Annotated in this window: 22 protein-coding genes; 6 read left to right on the top strand and 16 right to left on the bottom strand. The window is 36.5% G+C overall.

Annotated features, from left to right (window positions below):
• The first annotated feature begins 23 nt into the window (after window positions 1–23).
• Window positions 24–551: a DUF6646 family protein gene (locus tag OZP11_RS15115; protein ID WP_281231384.1), complete on the top strand. Its 528-nt coding sequence runs from the start codon at window positions 24–26 to the stop codon at window positions 549–551.
• A gap of 167 nt (window positions 552–718) precedes the next feature.
• Here OZP11_RS15115 and OZP11_RS15110 read toward each other — a convergent pair whose 3' ends face one another.
• The 10 genes from OZP11_RS15110 to rnpA all read right to left on the bottom strand — a co-directional run bounded on the left by OZP11_RS15110 (window position 719) and on the right by rnpA (window position 13,892).
• A complete protein-coding gene (locus tag OZP11_RS15110; RefSeq protein ID WP_281231383.1) occupies window positions 719–3,493 on the bottom strand; it encodes a M4 family metallopeptidase in 2,775 nt (924 codons plus the stop codon).
• 347 nt (window positions 3,494–3,840) lie between these two features.
• Window positions 3,841–4,500 carry a CoA transferase subunit B gene (locus OZP11_RS15105; RefSeq protein WP_281231382.1) on the bottom strand — a complete coding sequence of 220 codons (660 nt, stop codon included), beginning with the start codon at window positions 4,498–4,500 and terminating at the stop codon, window positions 3,841–3,843.
• A gap of 80 nt (window positions 4,501–4,580) precedes the next feature.
• Complete coding sequence (locus OZP11_RS15100) at window positions 4,581–5,282, bottom strand: CoA transferase subunit A (protein ID WP_281231381.1); 702 nt, start codon at window positions 5,280–5,282, stop codon at window positions 4,581–4,583.
• Window positions 5,283–5,447: 165 nt separating this feature from the next.
• Entirely contained in the window at window positions 5,448–7,754 is a 2,307-nt protein-coding gene (locus tag OZP11_RS15095; protein ID WP_281231380.1) for a penicillin-binding protein 1A, read from the bottom strand.
• Window positions 7,755–7,766: 12 nt separating this feature from the next.
• Window positions 7,767–8,243, bottom strand: a complete 477-nt coding sequence (locus OZP11_RS15090) for a gliding motility lipoprotein GldH (protein WP_281231379.1) — start codon at window positions 8,241–8,243, stop codon at window positions 7,767–7,769.
• Window positions 8,227–9,618 (bottom strand): PSP1 domain-containing protein, encoded by a 1,392-nt coding sequence (locus OZP11_RS15085; RefSeq protein ID WP_281231378.1) that lies wholly within the window; start codon window positions 9,616–9,618, stop codon window positions 8,227–8,229. The genes OZP11_RS15090 and OZP11_RS15085 overlap by 17 nt, the downstream gene beginning before the upstream one ends.
• Before the next feature lie 549 nt (window positions 9,619–10,167).
• Window positions 10,168–10,971, bottom strand: a complete 804-nt coding sequence (locus OZP11_RS15080; protein WP_281231377.1) for an OmpA family protein — start codon at window positions 10,969–10,971, stop codon at window positions 10,168–10,170.
• Between the two features lie 2 nt (window positions 10,972–10,973).
• Complete coding sequence (locus OZP11_RS15075; protein ID WP_281231376.1) at window positions 10,974–12,611, bottom strand: S41 family peptidase; 1,638 nt, start codon at window positions 12,609–12,611, stop codon at window positions 10,974–10,976.
• Window positions 12,608–13,417, bottom strand: a complete 810-nt coding sequence (locus OZP11_RS15070; RefSeq protein ID WP_281231375.1) for a DUF4349 domain-containing protein — start codon at window positions 13,415–13,417, stop codon at window positions 12,608–12,610. Before OZP11_RS15070 ends, OZP11_RS15075 begins: the two co-directional genes overlap by 4 nt.
• Before the next feature lie 70 nt (window positions 13,418–13,487).
• The gene (rnpA, locus tag OZP11_RS15065) at window positions 13,488–13,892 is read right to left on the bottom strand and encodes a ribonuclease P protein component (protein ID WP_281231374.1); all 405 of its coding nucleotides are present in this window, start codon (window positions 13,890–13,892) and stop codon (window positions 13,488–13,490) included.
• A gap of 126 nt (window positions 13,893–14,018) precedes the next feature.
• Between rnpA and OZP11_RS15060 the strand changes: the two genes are divergently transcribed.
• The 3 genes from OZP11_RS15060 (at window position 14,019) to OZP11_RS15050 (ending at window position 16,630) form a co-directional block, all read left to right on the top strand.
• Window positions 14,019–14,759: a lysophospholipid acyltransferase family protein gene (locus tag OZP11_RS15060; RefSeq protein ID WP_281231373.1), complete on the top strand. Its 741-nt coding sequence runs from the start codon at window positions 14,019–14,021 to the stop codon at window positions 14,757–14,759.
• Between the two features lie 42 nt (window positions 14,760–14,801).
• A complete protein-coding gene (locus OZP11_RS15055) occupies window positions 14,802–15,794 on the top strand; it encodes an acyl-ACP desaturase (protein WP_281231372.1) in 993 nt (330 codons plus the stop codon).
• Window positions 15,795–15,976: 182 nt separating this feature from the next.
• Window positions 15,977–16,630: an HD domain-containing protein gene (locus tag OZP11_RS15050; RefSeq protein WP_281231371.1), complete on the top strand. Its 654-nt coding sequence runs from the start codon at window positions 15,977–15,979 to the stop codon at window positions 16,628–16,630.
• Window positions 16,631–16,950: 320 nt separating this feature from the next.
• Here the strand turns inward: OZP11_RS15050 and OZP11_RS15045 are convergent, their stop codons facing one another.
• The 4 genes from OZP11_RS15045 to OZP11_RS15030 all read right to left on the bottom strand — a co-directional run bounded on the left by OZP11_RS15045 (window position 16,951) and on the right by OZP11_RS15030 (window position 20,188).
• The gene (locus OZP11_RS15045) at window positions 16,951–17,073 is read right to left on the bottom strand and encodes a FeoB-associated Cys-rich membrane protein (protein WP_155104139.1); all 123 of its coding nucleotides are present in this window, start codon (window positions 17,071–17,073) and stop codon (window positions 16,951–16,953) included.
• Between the two features lie 6 nt (window positions 17,074–17,079).
• Complete coding sequence (feoB, locus tag OZP11_RS15040; protein WP_281231370.1) at window positions 17,080–19,179, bottom strand: ferrous iron transport protein B; 2,100 nt, start codon at window positions 19,177–19,179, stop codon at window positions 17,080–17,082.
• Window positions 19,179–19,418 (bottom strand): FeoA family protein, encoded by a 240-nt coding sequence (locus tag OZP11_RS15035; protein ID WP_281231369.1) that lies wholly within the window; start codon window positions 19,416–19,418, stop codon window positions 19,179–19,181. The genes feoB and OZP11_RS15035 overlap by 1 nt, the downstream gene beginning before the upstream one ends.
• A 104-nt stretch (window positions 19,419–19,522) precedes the next feature.
• Entirely contained in the window at window positions 19,523–20,188 is a 666-nt protein-coding gene (locus tag OZP11_RS15030; protein ID WP_281231368.1) for an SCO family protein, read from the bottom strand.
• A 189-nt stretch (window positions 20,189–20,377) separates the two neighbouring features.
• Here OZP11_RS15030 and OZP11_RS15025 point away from each other — a divergent pair, with 189 nt between their 5' ends.
• Entirely contained in the window at window positions 20,378–22,438 is a 2,061-nt protein-coding gene (locus OZP11_RS15025; RefSeq protein WP_281231367.1) for a M13 family metallopeptidase, read from the top strand.
• A gap of 66 nt (window positions 22,439–22,504) precedes the next feature.
• Here the strand turns inward: OZP11_RS15025 and OZP11_RS15020 are convergent, their stop codons facing one another.
• Together OZP11_RS15020 and hemB are read right to left on the bottom strand one after the other, a co-directional pair.
• A complete protein-coding gene (locus tag OZP11_RS15020; RefSeq protein WP_281231366.1) occupies window positions 22,505–22,903 on the bottom strand; it encodes a c-type cytochrome in 399 nt (132 codons plus the stop codon).
• 1 nt (window position 22,904) lies between these two features.
• Window positions 22,905–23,900: a porphobilinogen synthase gene (gene hemB, locus OZP11_RS15015; RefSeq protein WP_281231365.1), complete on the bottom strand. Its 996-nt coding sequence runs from the start codon at window positions 23,898–23,900 to the stop codon at window positions 22,905–22,907.
• A 285-nt stretch (window positions 23,901–24,185) separates the two neighbouring features.
• Between hemB and OZP11_RS15010 the strand changes: the two genes are divergently transcribed.
• On the top strand, window positions 24,186–24,818 hold the full coding sequence (locus OZP11_RS15010) for a hypothetical protein (protein ID WP_281231364.1): 633 nt from the start codon (window positions 24,186–24,188) through the stop codon (window positions 24,816–24,818).

Here is a 24,818-nt window from a genome sequence, read left to right as displayed (position 1 = left end):
CGATTTAATTAATATTTAAGGTTATGAAAAAAGTTATTACATTATTGTTTTTAGTTTCATTCGGATTCATTAATGCACAGCAGGCTTTTACAGGAAAAGGCGATATGAAAGTAAATGTTGGTGCTAACCTTCAGGATGGAGGTTCAGGAATTCAGGGATCTATCGATTTTGGATTAGGAGAAAATTTCTCTTTCGGTTTTGTTACTAACTATTTACTTGGAGTAGACAACTACAGTGGTTTTTATTATGGAGGCACCAGATATTTTGATGATTACAAACCGGAATTTAAAGATCGTTTTGATGCTAAAGCAAGAATTAATGCAAACTTAAGCAGTGTTATTGGAGTTAAAGAATTAGACGTATACCCAGGTTTGAGCTTAGGTCTTCGCAATTTTGGAGGTCATGTTGGAGGTCGTTATTTCTTTACTGACGGATTTGGTGTTTTCACAGAAATTGGTTTTCCAATTGCGAAATACAGTAAAGAAAAAGATGTATTCGACCATTTAAACAACCAGGTTACTTTCAGTTTAGGGGCTTCATTCAGTTTATAATATTCTAAAACGCAATAGACACTAAAAACTGGTGTTCTGTTCGAAGCAATTATAAAAAAACCGCTCTTGAGCGGTTTTTGTTTTTATGGAAAGCCGTCCAAATTAACTGTCCTGATTTTCGGGTGCGGTTTAAACTGGACGGCTTTTGCTTTTAATAAATTCAGATTTTATTTTTTGGCAAATTTCTTAACGATTTTTTTGTCACCGCCAGTTAATTCAATCAGATATATTCCTGAACTTAATTTGCTTACATCTACAACATTTCCGGAAAGCTGGCCAGATCCTAACTGCTGTCCTAATGTATTTATGATTCGGTATGAATATCCGTTAGATTCTAAAAACGAAACGTTCAGCTCACTTTCTGCCGGGTTTGGATATAAAGCAAATTTTAAAGATTCGGTTGTTTCAGCTAACCCTGCAATTTCCTCTCCTTCAAGTGTACCCGAAGCAGTGATGTTTATAGTATAATCTTCTACCTGTCCATAAGAGAAGCCTTCGCAGGCTGTTGGAATTGCATTGTATTTCATAGAAACCCTCATTCTTGTTGCTCCAAGCAAAGCCGATGCCGGAATTGTAATGGTTCCTGTTACCGGAGTTGTTTTTGATGCCGCTTTAGTCAAAACGGTTTCACCGGAATCTGAAAAATCCCCATCCTGGTTGTAGTCAATAAATACCGCATAACCTTCATTGTAGGTAGTGGATGTCCATGTTGGTGTTATCGAAATCGTATATGCGGTTCCTCTTGAAGCATTTGTAGATATGGAAGTAAAATTTTCATATCCGGTTGTTCCGGTTGATGTATTATTGATGGTTCCGAAAACTACTTTCCCAATTCTTTCATCGGCTGCGCTGGTTCCCTGAGAATTACAATATGTAACAGAAGCTGTAGTAGTGGTTACGTTTACCATGTTGCTAGAAGCTGAAACATTTCCGGCGGCATCTTTGGCTTTCACGCTGAAAGTGTAAGCAGTTGAAGCGGTTAATCCTGTAACAGTATAAGAAGTTGTAGTTGATGATCCTTTTAGAACTGTTCCCTGATAAATATCGTAACCTGTAACCGCAACATTATCTGTAGAAGCCGTCCAAGCTAAATTTGTTGTCGTGCCTGTTGTTCCCGAAGCTGTTAAAGCTGTTGGTGCTGATGGCGGCGTTGTATCTGTAGTTCCTGAATAAGCTGCTCCTACTCCAATTGCATAAAATGCGTTTGTTGTGGCGATAACCTCAGCAGAACCTGCTCCGTACAAATCAATTGCCGACTGGATTCCGGATGTTCTTGCATTTGCAAAAGTAGAGTTTGAAGTTAAATACACACTTTCTAAACGGAATGCGATTTTTGCTGCCTTATCGATCCCGATTCCGGTAACATTGTATACACTTCCAATATCATTGGTTCCGGATTTACCCACAGTTAAAATATAAAACCAGTGATTTAAGACTCCTGAGTTGGTATGAACCCCGCAATAATCGTTACTGCTTGTAGGGGTACAGCTTACGTTTACCCAATATGTTCCGCCGTATGTATCCGGCTGGCCTTCGGCATTTGGATCACTCATAGAACGCAAAGCCACATGACCACTTCTTCTTTCAATATCTTCACCCACTAACCAGGTCGATTTTGTCGGCGCTGCACGGTACTCGATACAGGCTGCCCAAATGTCCGAGAAAGCTTCGTTCATCGCTCCCGATTCTCTTTGGTAAGCCAGATTTGCCGTATAGGTACAAATGGCGTGGCCAATTTCGTGGCCTGCTACGTCAAGAGAAGTTAAAATATCAAATCCGCCTGTACCGCTTCCGTCACCGTACGTCATAACACTTCCGTTCCAGAAAGCATTATTATTGCTGGAATATCCGGCGGCGATTAAGTTGTAATGCACATAACTTCTAATTTTTGCTCCGGCATTATCAAAGCTGTTTCTTCCGTGAACTGCAGACCAATAATCATACGTCATTTCGGCTCCCCAATGTGCATCAAGTGCTCCATTGTCTTTGTTTGTATTATTATATTCTGCCGCCGTCCAGTTATTATCGGCGTCTGTAAAGTTTGTAGTTGGATAAGTTGCAGTTCTGGCAGAATTATAAGTTTGAATTCCGTTACCGCGGGTTCCATCCAATAAAATATAAGATGAACCGCTCAAAGTAGTTTGTATGGTTTGTGTTCCGCTGTAACGTGTAGCTGCGTTTGCTGCCACAATTGCTTTTTTAGCAGAAACTGTTTCTTTGCTTTCAACTTTAGGAGAAGAAACTTTTCTTGTGTGAACATGATCGTTCAAATGTTTTATTGCGGCATTATAAAACAGTGCTTTTCCTGTTTGAGCATCTATATACAAATCGCCTCGGCTTAAAGGTTTTGTTGCATAGATATCAAATTTGTAAGCCAGACGAACGTTGTCTTTTGTACGTTTAAGTCCCTGCTGTTCCATATCCGGAAGTAAAACAAGTTCGCCTTTTGGTTTTTCATAACCTAATTCAGCTGCATCCTGAGGTTTTTCCCAGAGATACTCTGTGGCTCGCGTATGCTGTAATGCTTTATTAAAAGCTTGTTCTGAAGAAAGTTTTGGCGAAAGTTTTACATTTTCTATATTGTAATATTCACCATTCATCGAAACCAGCTTTCCGTTTTTTGAATGCAGTGTGTAATTGGCAAATTCAACTTTGATGCCCTGTTCATACAACTGAAATTTTTCGTGTATGTAACCTTGTTTGTCAGACTCTGTTTTTACCTGCAAAAAAGATTGTGTGTCTTTGAGACCTAACTGTTCTTTAAAAACCTTTTGTGATTCTGAGCCTTTATAAGTTGAGACCTCACTAAAGGTAATTAAACTTGGCTGTCCATTTTCTGAGACATTTTTTTGGCTTACCCGCTTGTCAGTGTTTTGGGCAAAAGAAGAAAATGAAAACGTCAGCAAAAAGGCAGCCGTAATTCCTGGTAATGTTCTTTTCATAATAATCGGGGTTTTTAGGTTGTTAAATAATTGCAATTGTTAATTTAAAGTAAGTAAATACTTAAATTAAGTGTTAAAAGTATTTTAATTTTGTTAGATTATCGATGAAATTTGCCATTAATCGATAAAATGCAACACTTTTTACCTAAAATTCACATTTATATAACAAACCCTGAAAATTCAGCAACAAAAAGTGCGAAAATTTGTATATTATCAAAACATAACTAACTGATAAACAACACAAAAACTTTAAAATTGATTAAAAATCAAGTTTTTAAATGAATCGCATAAAAAAGCCGGCTCCTTTAAAGCCGGCTCCATGAAATTTTATAAAAAATTATACTTGTTTAGCTGATCTCCATTTCCGGAATTTCCCCTTCGATTATTAAATCGGCTTCAGTTGACTGGATAATATGTTCAACCGAAACACCTGGCGCTCGTTCTAAGAGCTTAAAACCCTTTTCAGTTACTTCGAGTACTGCAAGCTCAGTAACGACTTTTTTAACGCATCCTACGCCTGTTAATGGTAAAGTGCATTTTTTTAATATTTTTGATTCTCCAGCCTTATTTACATGCATCATGGCCACGATAATGTTTTCTGCCGAAGCTACCAGATCCATTGCACCTCCCATTCCTTTAACCATTTTACCAGGAATCTTCCAATTGGCAATATCTCCGTTTTCAGAAACTTCCATCGCACCCAAAATCGTCAAATCGACTTTTTGGCTTCGAATCATCCCAAAACTAAAAGCCGAATCAAAGAAACTGGCTCCCGGAAGCGTGGTTATAGTTTGTTTTCCTGCATTGATAATATCGGCATCTTCTTCACCTGCAAAAGGAAAAGGTCCCATTCCCAAAACTCCATTTTCACTTTGAAATTCTACCGAAATATCTTCGCGTACATAATTCGCCACCAAAGTTGGTATCCCGATTCCAAGATTAACAAAATAACGGTCTTTTACTTCTTTTGCAATTCGTTTTGCTATATCTTCTTTACTAAGTGCCATAAATTTAATGTGTCAATTAGAGAATTTGATAATTAGATAATTCAAAAACAATTATCTAATTGCCTCATTAACTCAATTATCTAATTCTTTACTCTTACAGTTCGCTGTTCAATTCTTTTTTCGAATTTTTCACCCTGAAAAATTCGCTGCACCATAATGCCCGGAATATGAATTTGGTTTGGATCCAGAGTTCCCACAGGAACCAGTTCTTCCACTTCGGCAATTGTAATTTTTCCGGCGCCGGCCATACAAGCATTAAAATTTCGGGCAGTTCCTTTAAATATCAGGTTTCCGGCTTCGTCGCCTTTCCATGCTTTTACAATCGCAAAATCTGCTTTGAAAGCCTCTTCCATGATATGCATCTTGCCGTTGAATTCACGGACTTCTTTTCCTTTGGCCACCTCAGTTCCGTAACCCGCCGGTGTAAAGAAAGCCGGGATTCCTGCCTGAGCAGCACGGCATTTTTCTGCTAAGGTTCCTTGTGGTGTCAATTCTACCTCCAGTTCGCCCGAAAGCATCTGACGTTCAAATTCGGCATTTTCACCCACATAAGAAGAAATCATTTTTTTAACTTGTTTCTTTTGCAGAAGCAGGCCCAAACCAAAATCATCAACACCTGCATTGTTAGAAATACAGGTTAAATCTGAGATTGAAGTGTTTACTAAAGCCGCAATTGTATTCTCAGGAATACCACACAATCCGAAACCTCCAAACATGATGGTCATGCTGCTTTCGATTCCTTCAATAGCTTCCTGAACGCTATTAACCTTTTTTGTTATCATAACAAACTAACTTTATTACTGAATAATTTTGATAAAAATAAGATTTTTAGATTGAATTATAACGATTTCGTAAAAATAAAACCAAAAATAAAATCCCTTTACTTTTCTTTTAAAAAGAGCTGTAAAGGGATAAAATATAATGAGTTACGATTTATTGCAACAATGTTACAATTCGAATTCGTCTGTATTTTGTTCTGTCTGGGTGGTATCTTTTACAACTGCCGGCCTTGCATAACAGTCTACTTTTATAGAAAGGTTTGCAGGACGCTCAAATTCTGCTTTAGAAACCTGCAGATTTTTATCGGCATAACATAATTTCATAAAATAACCCCAAACCGGTAAAGCTGCTGTAGCTCCTTGTCCGTAAGTTAAACTTTTGAAACGTGCCGAACGGTCTTCGCATCCAACCCATACTCCGGTAACTAAATTTGGAACCATACCCATAAACCATCCGTCCGATTGGTTTTGTGTTGTTCCTGTTTTTCCTGCAATCGGGTTTTTAAACATATACGGATATCCTGTCCAGCGCTTATCTCCGCTTCCGCCTCCTTGTGTACGCAAACGTGCACCTGAACCGCTTTCGGTTACCCCCTGCAGTAATTTGATTACGGCAAAAGCAATATCTTTATTTAACACATCGTGAGATTCCGGAATTGGTTCGTAGATTACCTCGCCGCTTTTATTTTCAATTCGGCTTAAAAACTGAGGTTTCACATACACACCCTGATTTGCAAATGTACTGTATGCGGCAACCATATCTTCAACAGTAATATCTACTGCTCCTAATGCAATCGACGGTTGTGCCGGAATATTAGTTTTAACTCCAAGTTTATGAGCCAGTTCTACAACTGCTTCTGGTCCGGTTCTGTCAATTAATTTTGCCGAAACCGTATTGATCGAATTCGCAAGTCCTTGTTTTAAAGTTACCATTCCGCGGTATCTGTAATCTGAGTTTCTTGGTTCCCAGTCTGCTGTTACATTGTGACGTCCTTTACGGATCATAAATGGTCCGTCCAGAATCGAGTCGCAAGGCGACATATTCAATTGTTCGATTGCAGTTGCATAAACAAAAGGTTTAAATGTAGATCCTACCTGTCTTGCTCCCTGCCCTACGTGATCGTACTGGAAATATTTGTAGTTGATCCCGCCAACCCATGCTTTGATTGCTCCGGTCTGCGGTTCCATTGCCATTAAACCTGACTGAAGGAAGTGTTTGTAATAACGGATAGAATCAAGCGGTGTCATAATAGTATCGCGTTCTCCTTTCCAGGTAAAGACACGCATTTTGGTTTTGATTTTAAATGAAGCTATAATATCGTCTTCACTTTTATCCATTTCTTTCATCTGTGCCCAACGAACAGAGTTTTTCATTGCCTGCATCATGATGCGTTCAGTTTCTGCCTGGGTGATATTTACGAATGGCGCATTTTTATTGTTTTTCATTTCAATAAAAAATTGCTGCTGCAAATTCTTCATGTGCTCAGCAACCGCTTCTTCGGCGTGAAGCTGCATTCTTGAATCGATAGTGGTGTAGATTTTTAAACCGTCTTTGTAGATATCGTAATCAGATCCGTCCGGTTTTTTATTTTCTGTCATCCATTTCTTCATATAATCTCGAAGGTATTCTCTAAAATATGTTGCCGTTCCTTCACGGTGGCTTTCTAATTTAAATTTTAAAGCAATTGGAAGTGCCTGCAGTCTTTCTTTTTCTGCATTTGTAATCATTTTTGCTTTTACCATCTGCCCCAAAACTACATTACGACGGTTTTTTACTCCTTCTGGATTTCGTACCGGATTGTATAATCCTGAATTTTTGAACATCCCAACCAAAATAGCCGATTCGTCTACCGTTAAATCTTTTGGGTCTTTTGAGAAATAAGTTTGTGCGGCAGAACTTACTCCAACAGAATAGTTCCCAAAATCATACACGTTGCAGTACATAGCGATGATTTCATTTTTGGTATATTGTCTTTCAAGACGAATGGCAATAATCCATTCTTTTACTTTTTGCAGAATCCTGAAAGGCAGGAAACGCGAACCTTCACCATGAAACAACTGTTTTGCAAGCTGCTGCGATAAGGTACTCGCTCCCCCGTTTGTTCCTAAAGAGAAAACGGCTCTTAAAGTACCGCGTCCGTCAATTCCTGAGTGTTCGTAAAAACGAGCATCTTCGGTAGCAACCAAAGCTTCAACTAAACTTTTAGGAAGATCCGAGTATTTAAGCTGCGATCTGTTGGTTTTGAAATATTTACCAATTACTACTCCATCAGAAGAAATAATTTCGGTAGCCAGATTAGAGTCGGGATTTTCTAAGTCTTCAAAAGAAGGCATTGAACCGAATAATCCCCAAGAGGCAAATAAAAAGAAAGCTAGAATGCTTAAAAGAAAATAAGCAAAAAATCTCCAGAACTTCTTTTTGTAGTAATTAATATCCTTTACGGTATTGGTTTGATTGTTTTTTTTAGCAGCCATATAACTATTTTTCTAATCTTTATCTTCTATTCTAAAACCTACGTCTGTGATACCATCCAGTTCCTGAACTCCCGGAATTTTTCCTGATTCTCTAACGGCTTGTTTAATATGAACTTTGTAATGTCCTCTAAACTTGGCATCTTTATAAAAAAGCTTACTTTCTTTTATATCTGTAAAACCGTTGCCCATGAGGCTTCCGTCAGGATTTGCCATTTGATATTCTAATGTATCTACTTTTGTGTATCCGTTTGGAGTTTCAAGCGACACAATTAAAAATAAATTATTAAACGGATAATTGTTGTTGGCCCTCAAATTTACAAACAGGTTGTACATTTTGGTAGAATCCAGAACCGGCAGATCAAAAGTAACAATACTGTCTTTATGCCACGCGCTTCCAACAGATTTGTACTCGTCGAATACTCTTTTTTTATCGCATGAAAAAAGAAGTACCGCTGCCAGTAGAAGAATACCGCTATTTTTTATTCTCATTTTTATTATTCGTTATAGGTTTTCTAGGCTCAGCCGATTTGTTATCATTCGAATTCTGTTTATTCGGATTGTTTGATTTATTCGAATTGTGCTTATTCTTATGATGGTTTTGTTTATTTGGGTTTGGCTTATTCTGTTTATTAGGATTCTGGTTCGGATTGTTATTCCCTGCAGGCTTTGGATTATTATTGTGATTTTTTTCCTGCTGCGGTTTTGCCGGAGCCGTAACCCCAACGCCTTCGGCATTTTGCTTGCGTTTTCGGTTTGGCTTTTTCTTTCTTTTCGGCTGATCGAAACGGGTTAAACTTTCCTGACCCATTGCATTGTTAAAGTCCTTTTCTGGTTCTGAAGTTACTTCTACAGCAAAATCTTCTAATGACGAAACTTTGTTTTTCTGTTTGTTCTCAGCAATGATCTCTTTTACCTGATCAATTTTTAAAACATGCCAGTTTGCAAAGTTATTGGTGTAGGCAAACCACATTAATCCTTTAAAAATATCCTGTTTCTGGCAGACAGCATCTCCCTTTTCGGTAATCAGTTTCGTGTCGTAATCCGGAAAATCTTTCAATGCATCCATGTAAGTGTCTAACTCATAATTCAGACAGCATTTTAGTTTACCGCATTGTCCGGCTAATTTCTGCGGATTTAGTGATAACTGCTGGTAACGTGCTGCCGAGGTGTTGACACTTCTAAAATCAGTTAACCAAGTAGAGCAGCAGAGTTCGCGTCCGCATGAACCTACTCCGCCCAAACGAGCCGCTTCCTGACGGAAACCCACTTGTTTCATTTCGACTCTCGTACTGAATTCTTTGGCAAAATCTTTAATCAGCATTCTAAAATCGACACGATCGTTTGCTGTGTAATAAAAAGTCGCTTTTGATCCGTCACCCTGAAATTCAATATCCGAAATTTTCATTTCCAGTTTGTGCTGAATGGCCAGTTCTCGTGCCCGAACTTTCATTGGTTCTTCACGATCACGAGCTACAGACCAGATATCGATATCTTTTTGAGATGCTTTTCTATAAATTTTTGGAACCTCGTTACTTTCGTAATTTACACCTTTTTTCTTCATTTGAATCTTTACCAATTCGCCTGTAAGCGTAACAATTCCAATATCATGTCCTGGTGAAGCAACAGTTGCCACAATATCACCAATACTTAAAGTTAATTTTTCTGAATTTCTAAAAAATTCCTTGCGCCCGTTTTTAAAACGAACTTCAACACAATCAAAAATTGCCTCTCCATTAGACGGGCTCATGTTTGAGAGCCAGTCAAAAACCGTTAATTTATTGCAGCTATCGGTGCCGCAAGTCCCATTATTTTTACAACCTTTTGGTGCGCCGCCATCTGAGGTTGAACAACTTGTACATGCCATAATTATATATGTAGTGCCGCTAAAATGCAGCTAAAGTTCATAAACGTTCGATCGGTAAAGATAGTATTTTTTTTATTTTGCTTTTTATGCATTAAAATAATGGTTTGTTAAATAAGAAATTCATACTAAAAACCAGTATAATTTAATCTTGCAGACCATCATTTTTGAAAGACAAGAGCGTCTTATCAGAAAGTTAAATATTGACAAGATGGAACGTGAAATATAATGGTGCCAAATTACCATTTGGAGATTATGGGTTCTTCTAAAACGACACGAAAATGACAATACAGAATTTGTTGAACATTTTGCCTTATCAGAAATATTTGAGCACGACAGATTTTGAAATCTATCCGGCTTATTTTAATTTTTATTTCCTAAAAACAATCAAATTAAGTTCGCAACTTTGTTGCATTAGTTGTTTTAGGGAAAACTTAAAAAAGGTTTTATTTAAAATATAAACAATTAATAACAAACCAAGTAATAACTATTGTTTAAAGTTTATCTTTCAATAAAATGATTTAAAAAAAGGAGTTATAAATAAAAATCGTTTCAGATTTTAGTAATCAAAAATTCAACGCGCCGATCAAATTTATCGCCTCTTTTTAGCGGAAATTTATTACCGCATCCCTGATAGCGCATTCGGTTTTTTGAAACCTTCTTAGAGCTCAAATAGTTAAAAACGCTCTTTGCCCGATTCCAAGAAAGTTTTCTGTCTCTGGTATCTTTATCAATTCCGTCGCTATAGATTTCCGGAGTACAGCAAACATGTCCGCGAATTTCGAATCGAATATTTTTATGTTTTTGAAGTGTGAGTGCAATTTTATCCAGTTCCTTTTTTGAGGCTGGCGTAAGCCTTGCACTTCCAAGATCAAACAAGATTGTTTCAACACAAATCTTGTCACCCACTTTTATTTTATCCTTAAATGAGGTATGAACATCTTTACCAAAACTATTTCGCTTAACAACAATGAGGTCTACCCGTCTGTTACGTAATCGGGTTTCGTATAAATTCTCGACTGTATCGGCTTTTACTACGACACGCCCCTTTCCTTCCAGAATAACAATTTTGTTTTGATTAAATCCGGACGAAATAAGCAGTGCCTGAATAGTATTTACCCGGTCATGAGACAACCGGATATTATAATCATCGGTTCCGCGATCGTCGCAGTAGCCGTAAATCTGTATCGATTCAACTTTTGAAGTGTCTATTGTTTTTATAAATCGGTTTACAACCTTGGTTTGTGCTGTGGTAAGATTATACTTGTCGAAATCAAAATAAATGGTTTCGATAGGTTTATGCTGTGCCGCTGAATTGTAAATGATAAACAAAAATAGGACCCGGTAAAGTTTCATTTCTACATTTTTAAAATCGTTTTATATTCAGTTTGATTATTTAATACGTTTACTGCTCTTTTAATTTCTGAATTGTTTTTAATATAAAACTGATACAATCCTTCCTGGTATTGGTATCTTTTTATCAATTCTTCCTGAATAAGACCTTTAATCTCTTTCTGGTTTTTGTCTAATAATGTGCTTTCACTCTTTTCTAATGCGGCTAATAATTGTTGGTATTCCGGAGCAATAGTTTCGTCAATCTTTTCATTTTTGGCTGCAGCCAAAGTATTTTTAAGGGCAATTTCTGTTTCGGTGTCAAAACTGATTTTGTTTGTTTTGAGATATTGTTTGAAGGCCGTATAATCAGCATCTGTCAAAACCGGGATTTTATCGCCTAAATTTGGGTTTTTATAATAATATGTTGTGGCGTAATCAAAGATTCCGTCGTTTTTAAGAAGTGCCGTTGTAATTGGGCTCATTTTGGCTTCTTCCAGTTCAATATCCGGCAGCACTCCTCCTCCGTCATAAACCGTTCTTCCTTTTCGGGTTTTAAAAGCGTTGTAATTTTTAGCATCAGTTTTGACTGCCGCACCATTTTTATCTTTATGCGCGTAGTCCAATGCCTGAATGCATCGGCCAGAAGGCGTGTAATAACGTGAAATGGTTACTTTAAGCTGTGTGCCGTAAGTAAGGTCTACGGAACGCTGTACCAAACCTTTACCAAAACTGCGGCTTCCTAAAACTACGGCGCGATCCAGATCCTGAAGAGCACCGGATACAATCTCAGATGCAGAAGCACTCCTTCCGTTTACCAAAATAGCAAGCGGAATCTGGGTGTCAATTGGTTCTTTGGTTGTTTTATATGTATTGTTATGTTTTTCAATTCTCGATTTGGTTGTAACAATAACTTCATTCTTCGGAACAAATAAATTACAAATGTCGATTGCTTCATTTAACAAACCGCCCGGATTTCCTCTTAAATCCAGAACAATCTGCGATGCACCATCAGCTTTTAGTTTTTCAAGTGCGTCTTTTACCTCAGCCGAAGCTTTTCTGCTAAAATGCGCCAATACGATGTAACCGGTTTTGTCATCAATTTTTCCGAAGAACGGAACCGATTTGATATCAACCTCATCCAAAACCAATTCGGTTGTAAAGGTTTTTCCCTGACGAAGGTATTTTATGGCAATCTTGGTGTTTTTAGTTCCCTTTAATAATTGCGATGCATCGTCTTTAAAATCGGCAATCAGAACATCACCAATCTGGATAATTTCGTCTCCTGCTTTTAAACCTGCTTTATCAGCCGGATAATTTTTATAGGGTTCACGAACAATCAGACGATCTTTTTTACGGGCGATCATAGCGCCAATTCCGGTATATTCTCCCGTATTGTTGATTTTGAAATTCACCACATCCTGCTCATTAAAGTAAACCGTATACGGATCTAAACTTCCCAGCATGCTTTTAATAGCTTTGTCCATTAAATCGCCCGGATTGGTTTCGTCTACATAATTCGTATTTACGGCTTTGAATAAGGTTGTGAAGATTTCGATTTGTTTGGCAATCTCAAAGAAATCTTCTTTGAAACTCGTTCCAATAAACAAAAAACCTGCAGCAACTGTTGGTATAATGAATTTCTTTCTGAAATAACGATTCATGATTGTTGTTTTTTTCTTTTAAATCTTTTTCTAATAAAATAGGCTAGTACACAAATGATAATGATAAACGGCCAGATACTGATGAGGGAAATTAAGAAATCAGATAAACTGAAGAATCCGGATTTCACGGCTGTCCAGATTTTTGATCCGTATGATATTTTAATGCCTTCTTTTTCGGCAATGGTTTTATAAAATTCAATTGTAATAGTGCTTTCAGAAACACGGCTTTGCAGATATTTCAGCTGGCCTTCTTTGGCTTCAATTTCTTCACGAATGGCCGAAAGCTGTTTTTCAATTTCTAAAATCTCACTTATTTTAACTGCTTTCTGTAAAATCTGAAGGTAACGTTCTTCAAGTTTTTTCTTTGTTTTTAATCTGGAGTTTAGATCGATATATTGTTCTGTAACATCTACTGCGGATATATCTTTGCGTTCAAAGTACGAAACACCTTTTGAAACGGCATTTATAAAATTATCAAAATTCTGACTAGGAACTTTTACTTTAATATTTCTGTAAACACTTCCGTAATCTTTTCCTTCAGAATCGTTTAGTATATTTCCTTTGTTGTCTGAAACTGCTTTTTGGATTTGTGTGAAACTTTTTTCAAGATCATCAGTTTCAAATCTTAATGTAGCTTCTTTGATGATTTTTTGAGAAATATTAAAGTTAGCATCAGATTCACTGTCTCCAGATAAGTTTGGAGCAACAAATTTTACCTGATCAACAGTAGCTTCATTTAAAGATTCAGCTTTGTTGCAACCAAAAAGAATTAAAAGGACAAAAGATATAAAGAAAACAGGTTTCATACAATTTCAATTAAGAGCTAAAACTACGATTTTTTTATCTAATCTGGCTAATAATCTTACCTTTTAGAATTTAAGGCTCAATTTTCTTTTCAGTATTCTCAATTTTATCGATCTGCATCCTGAATTTCTCAAATAACTGAATGGTTTTTGTATTGATTTCTTCAAATGATAATCTGTCTTTACTTTGATAAAAAAGCATAATCGAATACGGCTGATCCAGATTATCTAAAAGAAGATGTTTGTTCAAACGATATGTTTCTCTTAAAACTCTTTTGAAGTAATTTCGGTCAACGGCTTTCTTGAAGTATTTTTTGGAAACCGACACACCAATTTTAGTCTGCTCTTCTGAATTTTCTTCCGCCTGACGATAAACCAAACGAAGCGGATATTTAGAAACTGATTTTCCTTCGGAAAACAATAATCCAATCGTCGTTCTGCTCTTTAAGCGTTCATTTTTAGGATATGTGAAGTTCATTTAATTCAGAAAACATTTGCAATTTAAAGGACAAAGGTACAATTAAACCATAAAAACAGTTATTGTTTTCAATTTTTATACGGCTAAAAATATATTTACTACTTTTGGCCTTTAATTTTTTCAAGCATGCAAAAGATAATTTCATATCCAGTCTCCGTAATTTATTATTTATGTTTTGGATTGTGTCTGGTAATTTTTCACCCGATACAATGGATCTGCCTTAATCTTTTTGGTTATCAGGCGCACAAGAAAAGTGTAGACTATTTAAATTTCTGCCTTTTAAAATGCACCAATCTTGCCGGAACTACGTATACTGTAAAAGGAGTAGACACAATTCCGAAAGGTGCTCCTATTATTTTTGTGGCCAATCATCAAAGCATGTACGATATCGTGGCAATGATTTGGTACTTTAGACGTTTTCATTGTAAATTTGTAAGTAAGAAAGAGTTAGGCAGCGGAATCCCGAGTGTTTCATATAATTTAAAACATGGCGGATCAGTGCTTATTGACCGTAAAGACCCTAAACAAGCGATTCCGGTAATCAAAGGCTTGTCTGAATATATAGAAAAAAACACCAGATCTGCTGTAATTTTCCCTGAAGGAACCCGCAGTAAAACCGGCGTACCCAAAGAATTTGCCCAAAGCGGTTTAAAAATCTTATGTAAATATGCGCCTTCTGCATATGTTGTACCTGTAAGTATCAACAATTCATGGAAAATGGTCAGATACGGAATGTTTCCGGTTGGTTTAGGAAATCATCTTACTTTTACCGCTCATAAAGCTTTGGCCGTAAAAGAGTATAAGTTTGAGGAATTGATGGAGATTACTGAAAAAACAGTAAAGGAAGGAATAAACGAGTATAAATAGATTTAGGCGGCAGTAAGCTTAAATCCCAATCTTAAATTAGGAATGTCTATAAAAAACATTAGATTAGAAGTGATGCAGTTTTTGGAAAAAAACGTGGACAGCTTCGTTGAACAGTATTTAATCCCTGTTGAAACTATTTGGCAGCCTACAGATTTCTTACCGAATTCTCAAGGAGAAAATTTCTTTGAAGAGGTAAAGGAACTGAGAGAAATTGCCAAAGAGTTGCCATACGATTTCTGGGTTACGCTTGTTGGTGATACCATTACCGAAGAAGCGCTGCCTACATACGAATCCTGGTTAATGGATGTTGAAGGAGTAAATCAGGTAGAAGACGGAGGAAATGGCTGGTCTAAATGGATTCGTCAATGGACGGGAGAAGAAAACCGACACGGAGATCTTTTAAATAAATACTTGTATTTGTCTGGTCGTGTAAACATGCGTGAAATCGAAATGACTACACAGCATTTAATCAACGACGGTTTTGATATTGGAACTGGATCTGATCCGTACAAAAACTTTGTATATACCAGTTTTCAGGAATTAGCAACTTATGTTTCGCACAATAGAGTTTCGCAGATTGCAAAGAAATTTGGCGATAACAAGTTGTCTAAAATGTGTAAAATGATTGCAGGCGATGAAATGCGTCATCACCATGCGTACAGCGAATTTGTAACCAGAATTTTTCAGGTTGATCCAAGCGAAATGATGCTTGCTTTTCAGTACATGATGAAACAGAAGATTGTCATGCCTGCTCATTTCCTTAGAGAATCCGGTCAGAAAATAAGCACTGCTTTTGAACAGTTTTCTGATTCTGCACAGCGTATTGGAGTTTATACCGCTACCGATTATGTTGAAATTATGCAGAAACTAATTAACAAATGGGAAATTGACAAAATCTCGAATTTAACAGATGAAGCCGAAAAAGCCCGTGATTATTTAATGAAGCTGCCGGCGCGTATGGCTAAAATCTCTGAAAGAATCGTTATTCCTGCCGAAGGACATATCTTTAAATGGGTTGAACCGGCCAGGTTATAATTCTAGATTTTTAGAATGCAGCTTTTAGATTGATGCTTTGCATCTTAATTTGAAACTACTTAAAAAAACATATTGTTGATTGCTGAAGTTTACCTACTTTGGCAATCAACATTTTTTATGGACTTTAAATCCAGATTCTATCCGTTTTCAGGATGAATTTCACCAAGCATTAATAAAACAGCATGAATAATACCACCTTAATACTTAAAACCATTGCTTTTGTAAAAGAAAAATTAAATGATGCCGAAGGCGGTCATGACTGGTTTCATATCGAACGTGTTTATAAAAATGCGCTTTTAATTGCAAAAGATACAGAATGCGACATTACGATTGTAAAGCTTGGTGCTCTGCTTCATGATATTGCCGACAGCAAATTCCATAATGGTGATGAAACTATCGGACCAAAGACGGCACGTTTGTTTTTAGAGTCGGAAAATGTTTCTGAGGACATTATCCAGCATGTAGTCAATATCATTGAAAACATCTCTTATAAAGGCGGAAATTTCGAAAAGAAGTTTTCTTCTGTCGAACTGGATATTGTTCAGGATGCCGATCGTCTGGATGCCATTGGAGCTATAGGGATTGCAAGAGCCTTTAATTATGGCGGATTTAAAAATAGATCTCTCCACAACCCCGAGATTGCCCCTGTAACAAATATGACTAAAGAGGAGTATAAAAAGAATGATGCTCCTACTATTAATCATTTCTATGAAAAGCTTTTACTTTTAAAAGACAAAATGAATACTGAAAAAGGAAAACAAATTGCAGAAGAAAGGCATCTTTTTATGCAAACGTTCCTTGCTCAGTTCTATGCAGAATGGGACGGGCTTAAATAGTATTACGGTTTCAGTACTGTCTTAGTTGTGGTTTTAATTAATGCGGTTTCATTACCAAATACGTAATGACTCCTGCACAGAAAAAACCGATCATAAACCACAATAATCGGGCGACTCTGTTATCTCTGATTATTTCCATTCTGTCTTCTTGTGTCATTGTTTCATGATTTAAAAATTCTACCAAATTTACCTTCTTCAAAACTGCAAAACAGACAGCAAAAGTTTTTAGAATAATAATAAAAGACAAAAGCTCCACAGAAATTTTTACAATCTTTGTGAAGCTTTTTTGTTATTTTATTAATCTCTGTTTTACGATAAAATCAGCCGCAACCGCAATTCCCGTCGCCACAGTCTTTTTTCTTTTTAGATTTCCAGAAGAATTTCTTGATCAAAAAAGCTACCGCAAATCCTAGTATGGCAAAAGCTATAATTTCCTGAATCATGATTTTTTACTTTAATATTTGATAAGCGATCAAGGCTGTAAAATAAGCCAGTCCGCTCATAAAAACCAGCTGCATGGCAGGCCATTTCCACGAGTTGGTTTCTTTTTTGGTAATCGCCAGTGTACTGGCGCACTGCATTGCAAAAGCATAAAATAAAAGCAATGATACTCCGGTTGCAAAATTAAATACTTTCTCTCCGGTATCTGCATGTACTTCCTGCTGCATTTTACTTTTTATGGTCGACTCATTATCTGTATCTCCAACGCTATAAATGGTAGCAAGTGTTCCCACGAAAACTTCGCGAGCTGCAAACGAACTGATTAATGCAATTCCTATTTTCCAGTCGTAACCCAAAGGTTCAATTGCCGGTTCAATTGCTCTTCCCATTAATCCGATATAGGAGTTTTCTAATTTTTGAGAAGCCACTTCGTTTTCAAACTGGGTTTCATCAAGATCGGCATTTGCAAATCTTTCTTTTACAATTGTTTCTGCTTCGTTAAATTCTTTTCCTGGACCGTATGAAGCCAAAAACCACAAAATAACCGAGATTGCCAAAATGATTTTTCCGGCCCCCACCACAAATGCTTTGGTTTTTTCAACTACATTAATACCAACGTTTTTGAAAAGCGGTAATTTATAACCCGGCATTTCAACTACGAAATACGTTTTTGATTCCAGTTTTAGAACTTTATTCAAAATATAAGATGATACAATAGCCGTAACAAAACCTAAAAGGTACAACAACATCAGTGATAATCCCTGAAGGTTCAAGAACCCAAAAACACGCTCATTTGGAATTACCAATGAAATGATAATTGCATAAACAGGCAGTCTTGCCGAACAAGTGGTAAACGGAGTTACTAAAATGGTGATTAAACGTTCTTTCCAGTTTTCGATATTTCGTGTAGCCATGATAGCCGGAATAGCACAAGCGGTTCCTGAAATCAACGGCACCACACTTTTTCCTGAAAGACCAAACTTACGCATAATCTTATCCATTAAGAATACTACACGGCTCATGTAACCGCTCTCTTCTAAAATAGAAATAAACAGGAAAAGGAAAGCAATCTGCGGAATGAAAATAATAACCCCTCCTATTCCCGGTATAATTCCCTGCGAAAGTAAATCAGTTAAAATACCGCTTGGCAGTTCTTCTGCCGCCCAGCTGCTTAATGATGCAAATGTGCTGTCTATAAAATCCATTGGAATGGTCGACCAGCTGAAAATGGACTGGAAGATCAAAAACAAAATCGCAAAGAATATTGCATATCCCCAAATCTTGTGTGTAAGAATACGATCCAGTCTGGCGCGTACATCTTTTGCCATCGAAGCATCGACCTTTAAACCTTCTTTTAAAACATCATTTATAAACTGATATCTTTTGATGGTTTCTTTCTGCTGTAAACGCTTTAGTTCTGAATGTGATTTGGTAAAAGTGCTTCTGACTTCATTTCGATCTAAATTCGAAAAGTTAACATCTTGCGTAATTACCAGCCACAACTTGTACATTAACTGGTTTGGAAATGCTTTTTGTAACTTTTCAAAATACTCCGGATCAATTACCGAAGCATTTAAGCAAGGTTCATTAGGAAGGCTTTTATACGAAACAATCAGTTCTTTCAGTTCTTCGATCCCATGGCCTTTTCGCGAACTTACTAAAGCAATTTTGGTTTTTAGTTTTTCTTCTAAATACGGAATGTCCAGAGAAATCCCTTTGCTTTCCATACGATCCGACATATTGATTACCAGAATTGTTGGAATTTCAAGATCTTTTATCTGAGTATAAATCAGTAAATTTCTTTTTAGGTTTTCAACATCGGTAACCACTACGGCAACGTCCGGATAAAGTTTGTCGTTTTTATTTAACAGCAGTTCAATAACCACACTTTCGTCCATTGAACTGGCATTTAAGCTGTACGTTCCGGGTAAATCCAGAATGTTTGCTTTTATATTTTGAGGTAATTTACAGAACCCGATTTTTTTCTCAACCGTGATTCCGGGATAATTTCCAACTTGTTGATTTAGTCCGGTTAACTGATTAAAAACAGAAGTTTTTCCGGTATTAGGATTTCCAATAAGGGCAACATTGATATTCTGAACACTCATTATAAATTGTTTTGGATAAGTTCAACTTCAATTTCACGAGCGGTTTCAACACGAATCGCAACATGCGAACCATTTATGTCCAGATATAGAGGGTCTCCAAAAGGAGCAACCTGAAGCAGTTCGACTAAGCTGCCCGGAAGACAACCCATTTCTAATAATTTTAGTGGAATAAGATCTATATCAAAATCTTTTATAATGGCTTTGTCGCCTTTTTTCAGAGTGTGTATAGTATTTTGCAAGCTTATTTAGATTGAGTTTAGATTGCAAAAATAGGCAATTATTATCGATTAAAAGACAATTAACACTTGGACAAATGCTAAATGTTTCTAAAAATAAGGGCTTTTTACTCTTTTGATAAGAATTCTATGTCATCTAAAAGACGTTTGATTTCTTCCGGGTTCGTTCCGTCGTAAAATCCTCGGACACGTCTTTTTTGATCAACCAAAACAAAATTCTCTGTATGAACCATATCATAAAGCTGGTCCGGTCTTCCTAATTTTACTGCCAGATACGATTGTCTGGCCATTTTGTAAATTTCTTTTTTATCGCCCGTTACCAAATTCCATTTACTGTCTACTACTCCATATTTTACAGCATACGCTTTTAAAACCGAAACACTGTCGACCTCGGGAAAAACGGTATGAGAAAGCAGCATTACTTTAGGATTATTTAAAACCGCTTTTTGAACACCTGCAAGATTGGTTGACATTTTTGGACAAATAGAACCGCAGGTTGTAAAAAAGAAATCAGCAACATAAATTTTGCCTTCATAATTTTTCTGGGTAATCGTATCGCCGTTTTGGTTTACAAATGAAAAATCTGCAATTGTATGGTATTTACTTTTATACTGAACCGTACTATCGACCAATTCAGGATTTACATCGGACGGATTGTAAATCGGCAGCGTTTTCTTTGGCTTTAAAGCCGAATAAAATAAAGATATAGTGACAGCAGAAAATACAATTAATACAATGAAAAATTTGCGGTATTTGTAAAGAAGCGATTTCATAAAAATAATTTGGCGCAAAAGTACAAAAACAGCATTTTAAAACTTTAATTATAACTGTGATTTAACAAAGGCACACTTTTTTTGTATGTTACAATAAATAGGTTCAGGGCAGATTATTGCAAAAATTTTAACATGCCAAACCGAATATTAACAATATGTTTGTATAAACACTCGAAAACTTAATTATAAATGAAAAAACAATTTAGCAAACCTTTGTTTTGTGCTTTTTCTGTAATGCTTTCCATCACAGCAGTAAAAGCTCAAAATGCTCCTGCAAAAGAGCCGGGAATCAATGTATCGTATATGAATACGAAAATCAGTCCAAGTCAGGATTTTTTTCAATATGTAAATGGAACCTGGCTTAGTAAAACCGAAATTCCAAGCGACAGGACATCTTGGGGAAGTTTTAACGAACTGATTAAAAAAACGGATAAAGATGCTATGTCTATTTTGAAAGAAGCATCAAAAAACCCGAAATACAAATCCAATACAGATCAGGGTAAAGCTGTTAACCTTTTTGCCACGATTCTGGATACTGTAGGGAGAGACAAAAGAGGCATTGAGCCCTTAAAACCTTACCTTAAAAAAATTGATGCAATTAAAACTATCACCGATGTTCAAAAGTATCTAATTGAAATGGAACCTTTGGGTGGTTCAGGTTTTTTTGGAATTTACATTGGTGCCGATGAAAAAAACAGTTCTAAAAACTCTGTAAGTCTTGTAACAAGCGGTTTAGGACTTCCGGATAAAGATTATTATACTTCTGACGATAAAGATTCTAAAGAAAAACGCGGCAAATACGAACAGCATGTTGCCAGAATGATGCAGTTTATTGGAGAATCTCCAGAAAAAGCAAAGCAAAGTGCAGCAGAAATTCTTGCCTTGGAAACTGAATTGTCAAAACCAAGACTGGATCGTGTTGAAAGCAGAGACAGCCGTCTGCAATATAATCCAATGACAGTGGCCGAACTTCAAAAACTGACTCCTTCTATTAAATGGGATGCTTATTTTACTGGTCTTGGTCTTGCAAAGTTAGATACAGTAGTTGTAATGGAGCCTCGTTATATGAAAGCTTTAGAAACTGTATTTAAGGAAAACAAAATCGCACAATGGAAGGAATACTTAAAATGGGATTTATTAAATAGTGCCGCATCGCAATTATCTACTCCTATTGAAACTGCAAACTTTGATTTTTACAGTAAAACATTAAGAGGAGCCATTAAACAACTTCCAAGAGAAGAAAAAGCACTTCAGGTTGTAAACGTTAGAATTGGGGAGGCGCTTGGTAAATTATATGTTGAAAAAGTTTTTCCTGCTGAAGCAAAAACCAAAGCAGTTGATATGATCCATAATGTAATTACGGCATATCAAAACCGCATCAACAATTTAACCTGGATGTCTAAAGACACCAAAGCAAAAGCGATTGAAAAGCTGAACAAGATTTCTATTAAGGTTGGATATCCTGACAAATGGAAAGATTACTCGGCACTTGAAATTAAAAGCGTTGCCGAAGGCGGAAGTTATTTTGAAAACTCAAAAAACCTTTCAAAATGGAATTTCAAAAAGAATATTGAAAAATTGCATAAACCGGTAGATAAAACAGAATGGCATATGTCTCCTCAAACTGTAAATGCATATTACAATCCGTCTTACAACGAAATTGTATTCCCGGCCGCTATTCTGCAGCCGCCTTTTTATAATTATCAGGCAGACGAAGCTGTAAATTATGGCGGAATCGGTGCTGTAATCGGTCATGAGATTTCTCACGGATTTGATGATTCTGGTGCTCGTTATAATGCAGAAGGAAATCTGGTGGACTGGTGGACTCCGGAAGACTTAAAACAATTTACAGAACTGGGAACCAAACTGGCTGATCAATACAGCGCATTAGAGCCGCTTCCGGGAATTCATGTTGATGGTAATTTTACTCTCGGTGAAAATATTGGAGATTTAGGCGGTATAAATGCTGCTTATGACGGGTTACAATTGTATTTGAAGGCAAACGGAAATCCTGGTTTAATTGACGGATTTACTCCTGAACAGCGTTTCTACATTTCATGGGCTACAGTCTGGAGAACAAAATCAAGAGATGAAGCGATTAAAAATCAGGTAAAAACAGATCCGCATTCTCCCGGAATGTACAGAGCTTATGTTCCAATTCAAAATGTTGATTCTTTCTATGATGCTTTTGGAATCAAGAAAGGTGATAAAATGTATGTTGAGCCGGAAAAACGAGTTAAAATCTGGTAATGCAGTATACTAGAAAACAAAACGGCGCTTATTCAGCGCCGTTTTTTGTTTTTTAAAGTAAGTCTCTTATTTCAGATGGCTGTAAATGTACATTTCAATTGCTTTTAATTCCTCATCAGACATTGCCTGAGTAATAGGAAAATTGGTTTTCATAACCGCAAACTGACTTGGGTCTACAATTGGTTCTCCATTTCCTTTTAGGAATGTAACCATATCACCATTTTTTTCTTTATAGATTTTTGCAATTTCTTTTATACTTGGACCAATCACATTCTGGTCCGGCATATGGCAGGCAGTACAATTTCCTTTTCCTTCAAAAATCTCTTTTCCTAAAGCTTCGGGAGTTTGGGCTTTTGCAGATTCGCCTTCAGAAACAGATTCGGTTGTTGTGTTTGTTGGCTCTGAACCTTCTTTTTTACAAGAAGCAAAAGCTAAAACGGCAGCTAAAAATAATACCTTTTTCATATTATTTCTTTAATAAAATTGCTGCTTCTTTAGCAAAATAAGTAGAAATAAGATTGGCTCCTGCACGTTTGATGCACATTAATTGTTCCATCATAATTTTGTCGTGATCCAGCCATCCTCTTTCAGATGCCGCTTTAATCATAGCATATTCTCCGGAAACCTGATAAACAGTAACCGGAACATTTACCGTATTTTTTATTTCGCGAACAATATCCAGATATGCAATTCCCGGTTTTACCATAACCATATCAGCACCTTCTTCTACATCAGACAAAGCTTCTTTAATGGCTTCAATACGATTGGCATAATCCATTTGATAGGTTTTTTTATCTTTTGGAACAGCAACATCAGCTTCTTTTGGAGCAGAATCTAAAGCATCTCTAAACGGACCATAAAAAGCTGAAGCATATTTAGCAGAATAACTCATGATTCCAACATTTTGAAATCCGGCAGCATCTAAACCTTCACGAAGACGTAAAACACGCCCGTCCATCATATCACTTGGTGCAACAAAATCGGCACCGGCTTCTGCGTGAGAAACGGCCATTTTTACTAAAGCATCAACAGTACTGTCATTTTCTACATCGCCGTTTTTTATAATTCCGTCATGACCATAAATAGAATATGGATCTAATGCGACATCCGGCATTACAATCATTTCCGGACAGGCCGCTTTTATGGCACGAATGGCTTGCTGCATTAATCCGTTAGCATTCCAGGCTTCTTTTCCTGTATTGTCTTTTAGATTTTCGCTGACTTTTACATAAATATTCACCGCGCGAATTCCCAAGTCATACAATTCTTTTACTTCTTCAACCGTTAAATCTATAGATCTGCGGAAAATTCCAGGCATAGAAGGAATTTCGACTTTTACATTTTCGCCTTCTGCAATAAACATTGGAAACATAAAATCCGATGGACTTAAACTGGTTTCGCGCACTAAAGAACGAATTGATTCATTTACTCTTAATCTTCTGCCTCTTTGTAATGGGAACATATAATTTTAGATTTAAGATTTTAGAAGTACAGATTTTGGACTGATTTATTGAAAACAGATTGCTAAATCTTTTTTTCTAAAACGGTAGTTGTTTTTTTATTCTTTTTGAAGTTGTATTTTACTTTTTACAAGTGGTGCAAAGTTATGGAAAAAGGAACAGAATTAAGCCTTTAAGCTATTACAGAATCCGTTAATATTATCTAAAATTTTGCACTTAGATCATGATTTTTCTTAAGAATTAAATCGAAACTGGTTTTTTAGAATTATTCGATTTAAATTTGTGAGATGAAGAAAATTCTCGCTTTATGTTGCTGCTTTCTCCTAACGAGTTGTTTTGAGATTACAGAAAGAATCAAGCATCACGATGATCAAAGTGGTGAATATACACTGATGGTCGATTTTTCGAAGTCCTGGTTTAAAACAAAATCTGCAATCTGGCTGGAAGAAGTTGACGGCGTTAAAATTCCGAATGAACAGGAAATCACTCAAAAACTGGAAGACTTTAAGGCCAAAGCTTCAAAAATTAACGGAATAAGCAATGTTTCCACAAAAACCGACTTTGATAATTATGTTTTTATCATCAAACTCAATTATGCCAATCTAAAAGCACTAAACGCAGTTGTAAATACAATAAACAATCAGCGTGACCAGATTCATTTCAGCGGAAGCGGTAAAACTTTCGAAAGAATTGCGTCCTACCCTGTTCCGGAAAAAGTAGTCAATGATCCAAAGAAAAAGAAAGATCTGGAAGCGGCCAGTATTATTTCTATTTATACTTTCGATAAGGATATTGCCACGGTAAACAATGCCAACAGTGTAATCTCAAAAAATAAAAAAACGGTTTTTTTAAAGCAAAGCATGTACAGTGTTTTAAAAAAATCGACTTTAATGAATAATACAATCCAATTAACGCCTTGA

The organism is Flavobacterium gelatinilyticum, assembly GCF_027111295.1.
Lineage (GTDB): Bacteria > Bacteroidota > Bacteroidia > Flavobacteriales > Flavobacteriaceae > Flavobacterium > Flavobacterium gelatinilyticum.
The sequence above is the reverse complement of the archived record's forward strand: the minus strand, read 5'-3'. Positions and strand labels throughout refer to the sequence as shown.

Bases quoted from the DNA above. Each gene is read 5' to 3' on its own strand.
- OZP11_RS15115 (WP_281231384.1), top strand. From the start codon at position 24: ATGAAAAAAGTTATTACATTATTGTTTTTAGTTTCATTCGGATTCATT.
- rnpA (WP_281231374.1), bottom strand. From the start codon at position 13,892: ATGAACTTCACATATCCTAAAAATGAACGCTTAAAGAGCAGAACGACG.
- OZP11_RS15045 (WP_155104139.1), bottom strand. From the start codon at position 17,073: ATGATTCAGGAAATTATAGCTTTTGCCATACTAGGATTTGCGGTAGCT.
- OZP11_RS15080 (WP_281231377.1), bottom strand. From the start codon at position 10,971: ATGAAACTTTACCGGGTCCTATTTTTGTTTATCATTTACAATTCAGCG.
- OZP11_RS15060 (WP_281231373.1), top strand. From the start codon at position 14,019: ATGCAAAAGATAATTTCATATCCAGTCTCCGTAATTTATTATTTATGT.
- OZP11_RS15095 (WP_281231380.1), bottom strand. From the start codon at position 7,754: ATGGCTGCTAAAAAAAACAATCAAACCAATACCGTAAAGGATATTAAT.
- OZP11_RS15055 (WP_281231372.1), top strand. From the start codon at position 14,802: ATGTCTATAAAAAACATTAGATTAGAAGTGATGCAGTTTTTGGAAAAA.
- OZP11_RS15100 (WP_281231381.1), bottom strand. From the start codon at position 5,282: ATGATAACAAAAAAGGTTAATAGCGTTCAGGAAGCTATTGAAGGAATC.
- OZP11_RS15070 (WP_281231375.1), bottom strand. From the start codon at position 13,417: ATGAAACCTGTTTTCTTTATATCTTTTGTCCTTTTAATTCTTTTTGGT.
- OZP11_RS15085 (WP_281231378.1), bottom strand. From the start codon at position 9,618: ATGGCATGTACAAGTTGTTCAACCTCAGATGGCGGCGCACCAAAAGGT.
- OZP11_RS15050 (WP_281231371.1), top strand. From the start codon at position 15,977: ATGAATAATACCACCTTAATACTTAAAACCATTGCTTTTGTAAAAGAA.
- OZP11_RS15105 (WP_281231382.1), bottom strand. From the start codon at position 4,500: ATGGCACTTAGTAAAGAAGATATAGCAAAACGAATTGCAAAAGAAGTA.
- OZP11_RS15090 (WP_281231379.1), bottom strand. From the start codon at position 8,243: ATGAGAATAAAAAATAGCGGTATTCTTCTACTGGCAGCGGTACTTCTT.
- OZP11_RS15030 (WP_281231368.1), bottom strand. From the start codon at position 20,188: ATGAAATCGCTTCTTTACAAATACCGCAAATTTTTCATTGTATTAATT.
- hemB (WP_281231365.1), bottom strand. From the start codon at position 23,900: ATGTTCCCATTACAAAGAGGCAGAAGATTAAGAGTAAATGAATCAATT.
- OZP11_RS15110 (WP_281231383.1), bottom strand. From the start codon at position 3,493: ATGAAAAGAACATTACCAGGAATTACGGCTGCCTTTTTGCTGACGTTT.
- feoB (WP_281231370.1), bottom strand. From the start codon at position 19,179: ATGAGTGTTCAGAATATCAATGTTGCCCTTATTGGAAATCCTAATACC.
- OZP11_RS15025 (WP_281231367.1), top strand. From the start codon at position 20,378: ATGAAAAAACAATTTAGCAAACCTTTGTTTTGTGCTTTTTCTGTAATG.
- OZP11_RS15075 (WP_281231376.1), bottom strand. From the start codon at position 12,611: ATGAATCGTTATTTCAGAAAGAAATTCATTATACCAACAGTTGCTGCA.
- OZP11_RS15010 (WP_281231364.1), top strand. From the start codon at position 24,186: ATGAAGAAAATTCTCGCTTTATGTTGCTGCTTTCTCCTAACGAGTTGT.
- OZP11_RS15020 (WP_281231366.1), bottom strand. From the start codon at position 22,903: ATGAAAAAGGTATTATTTTTAGCTGCCGTTTTAGCTTTTGCTTCTTGT.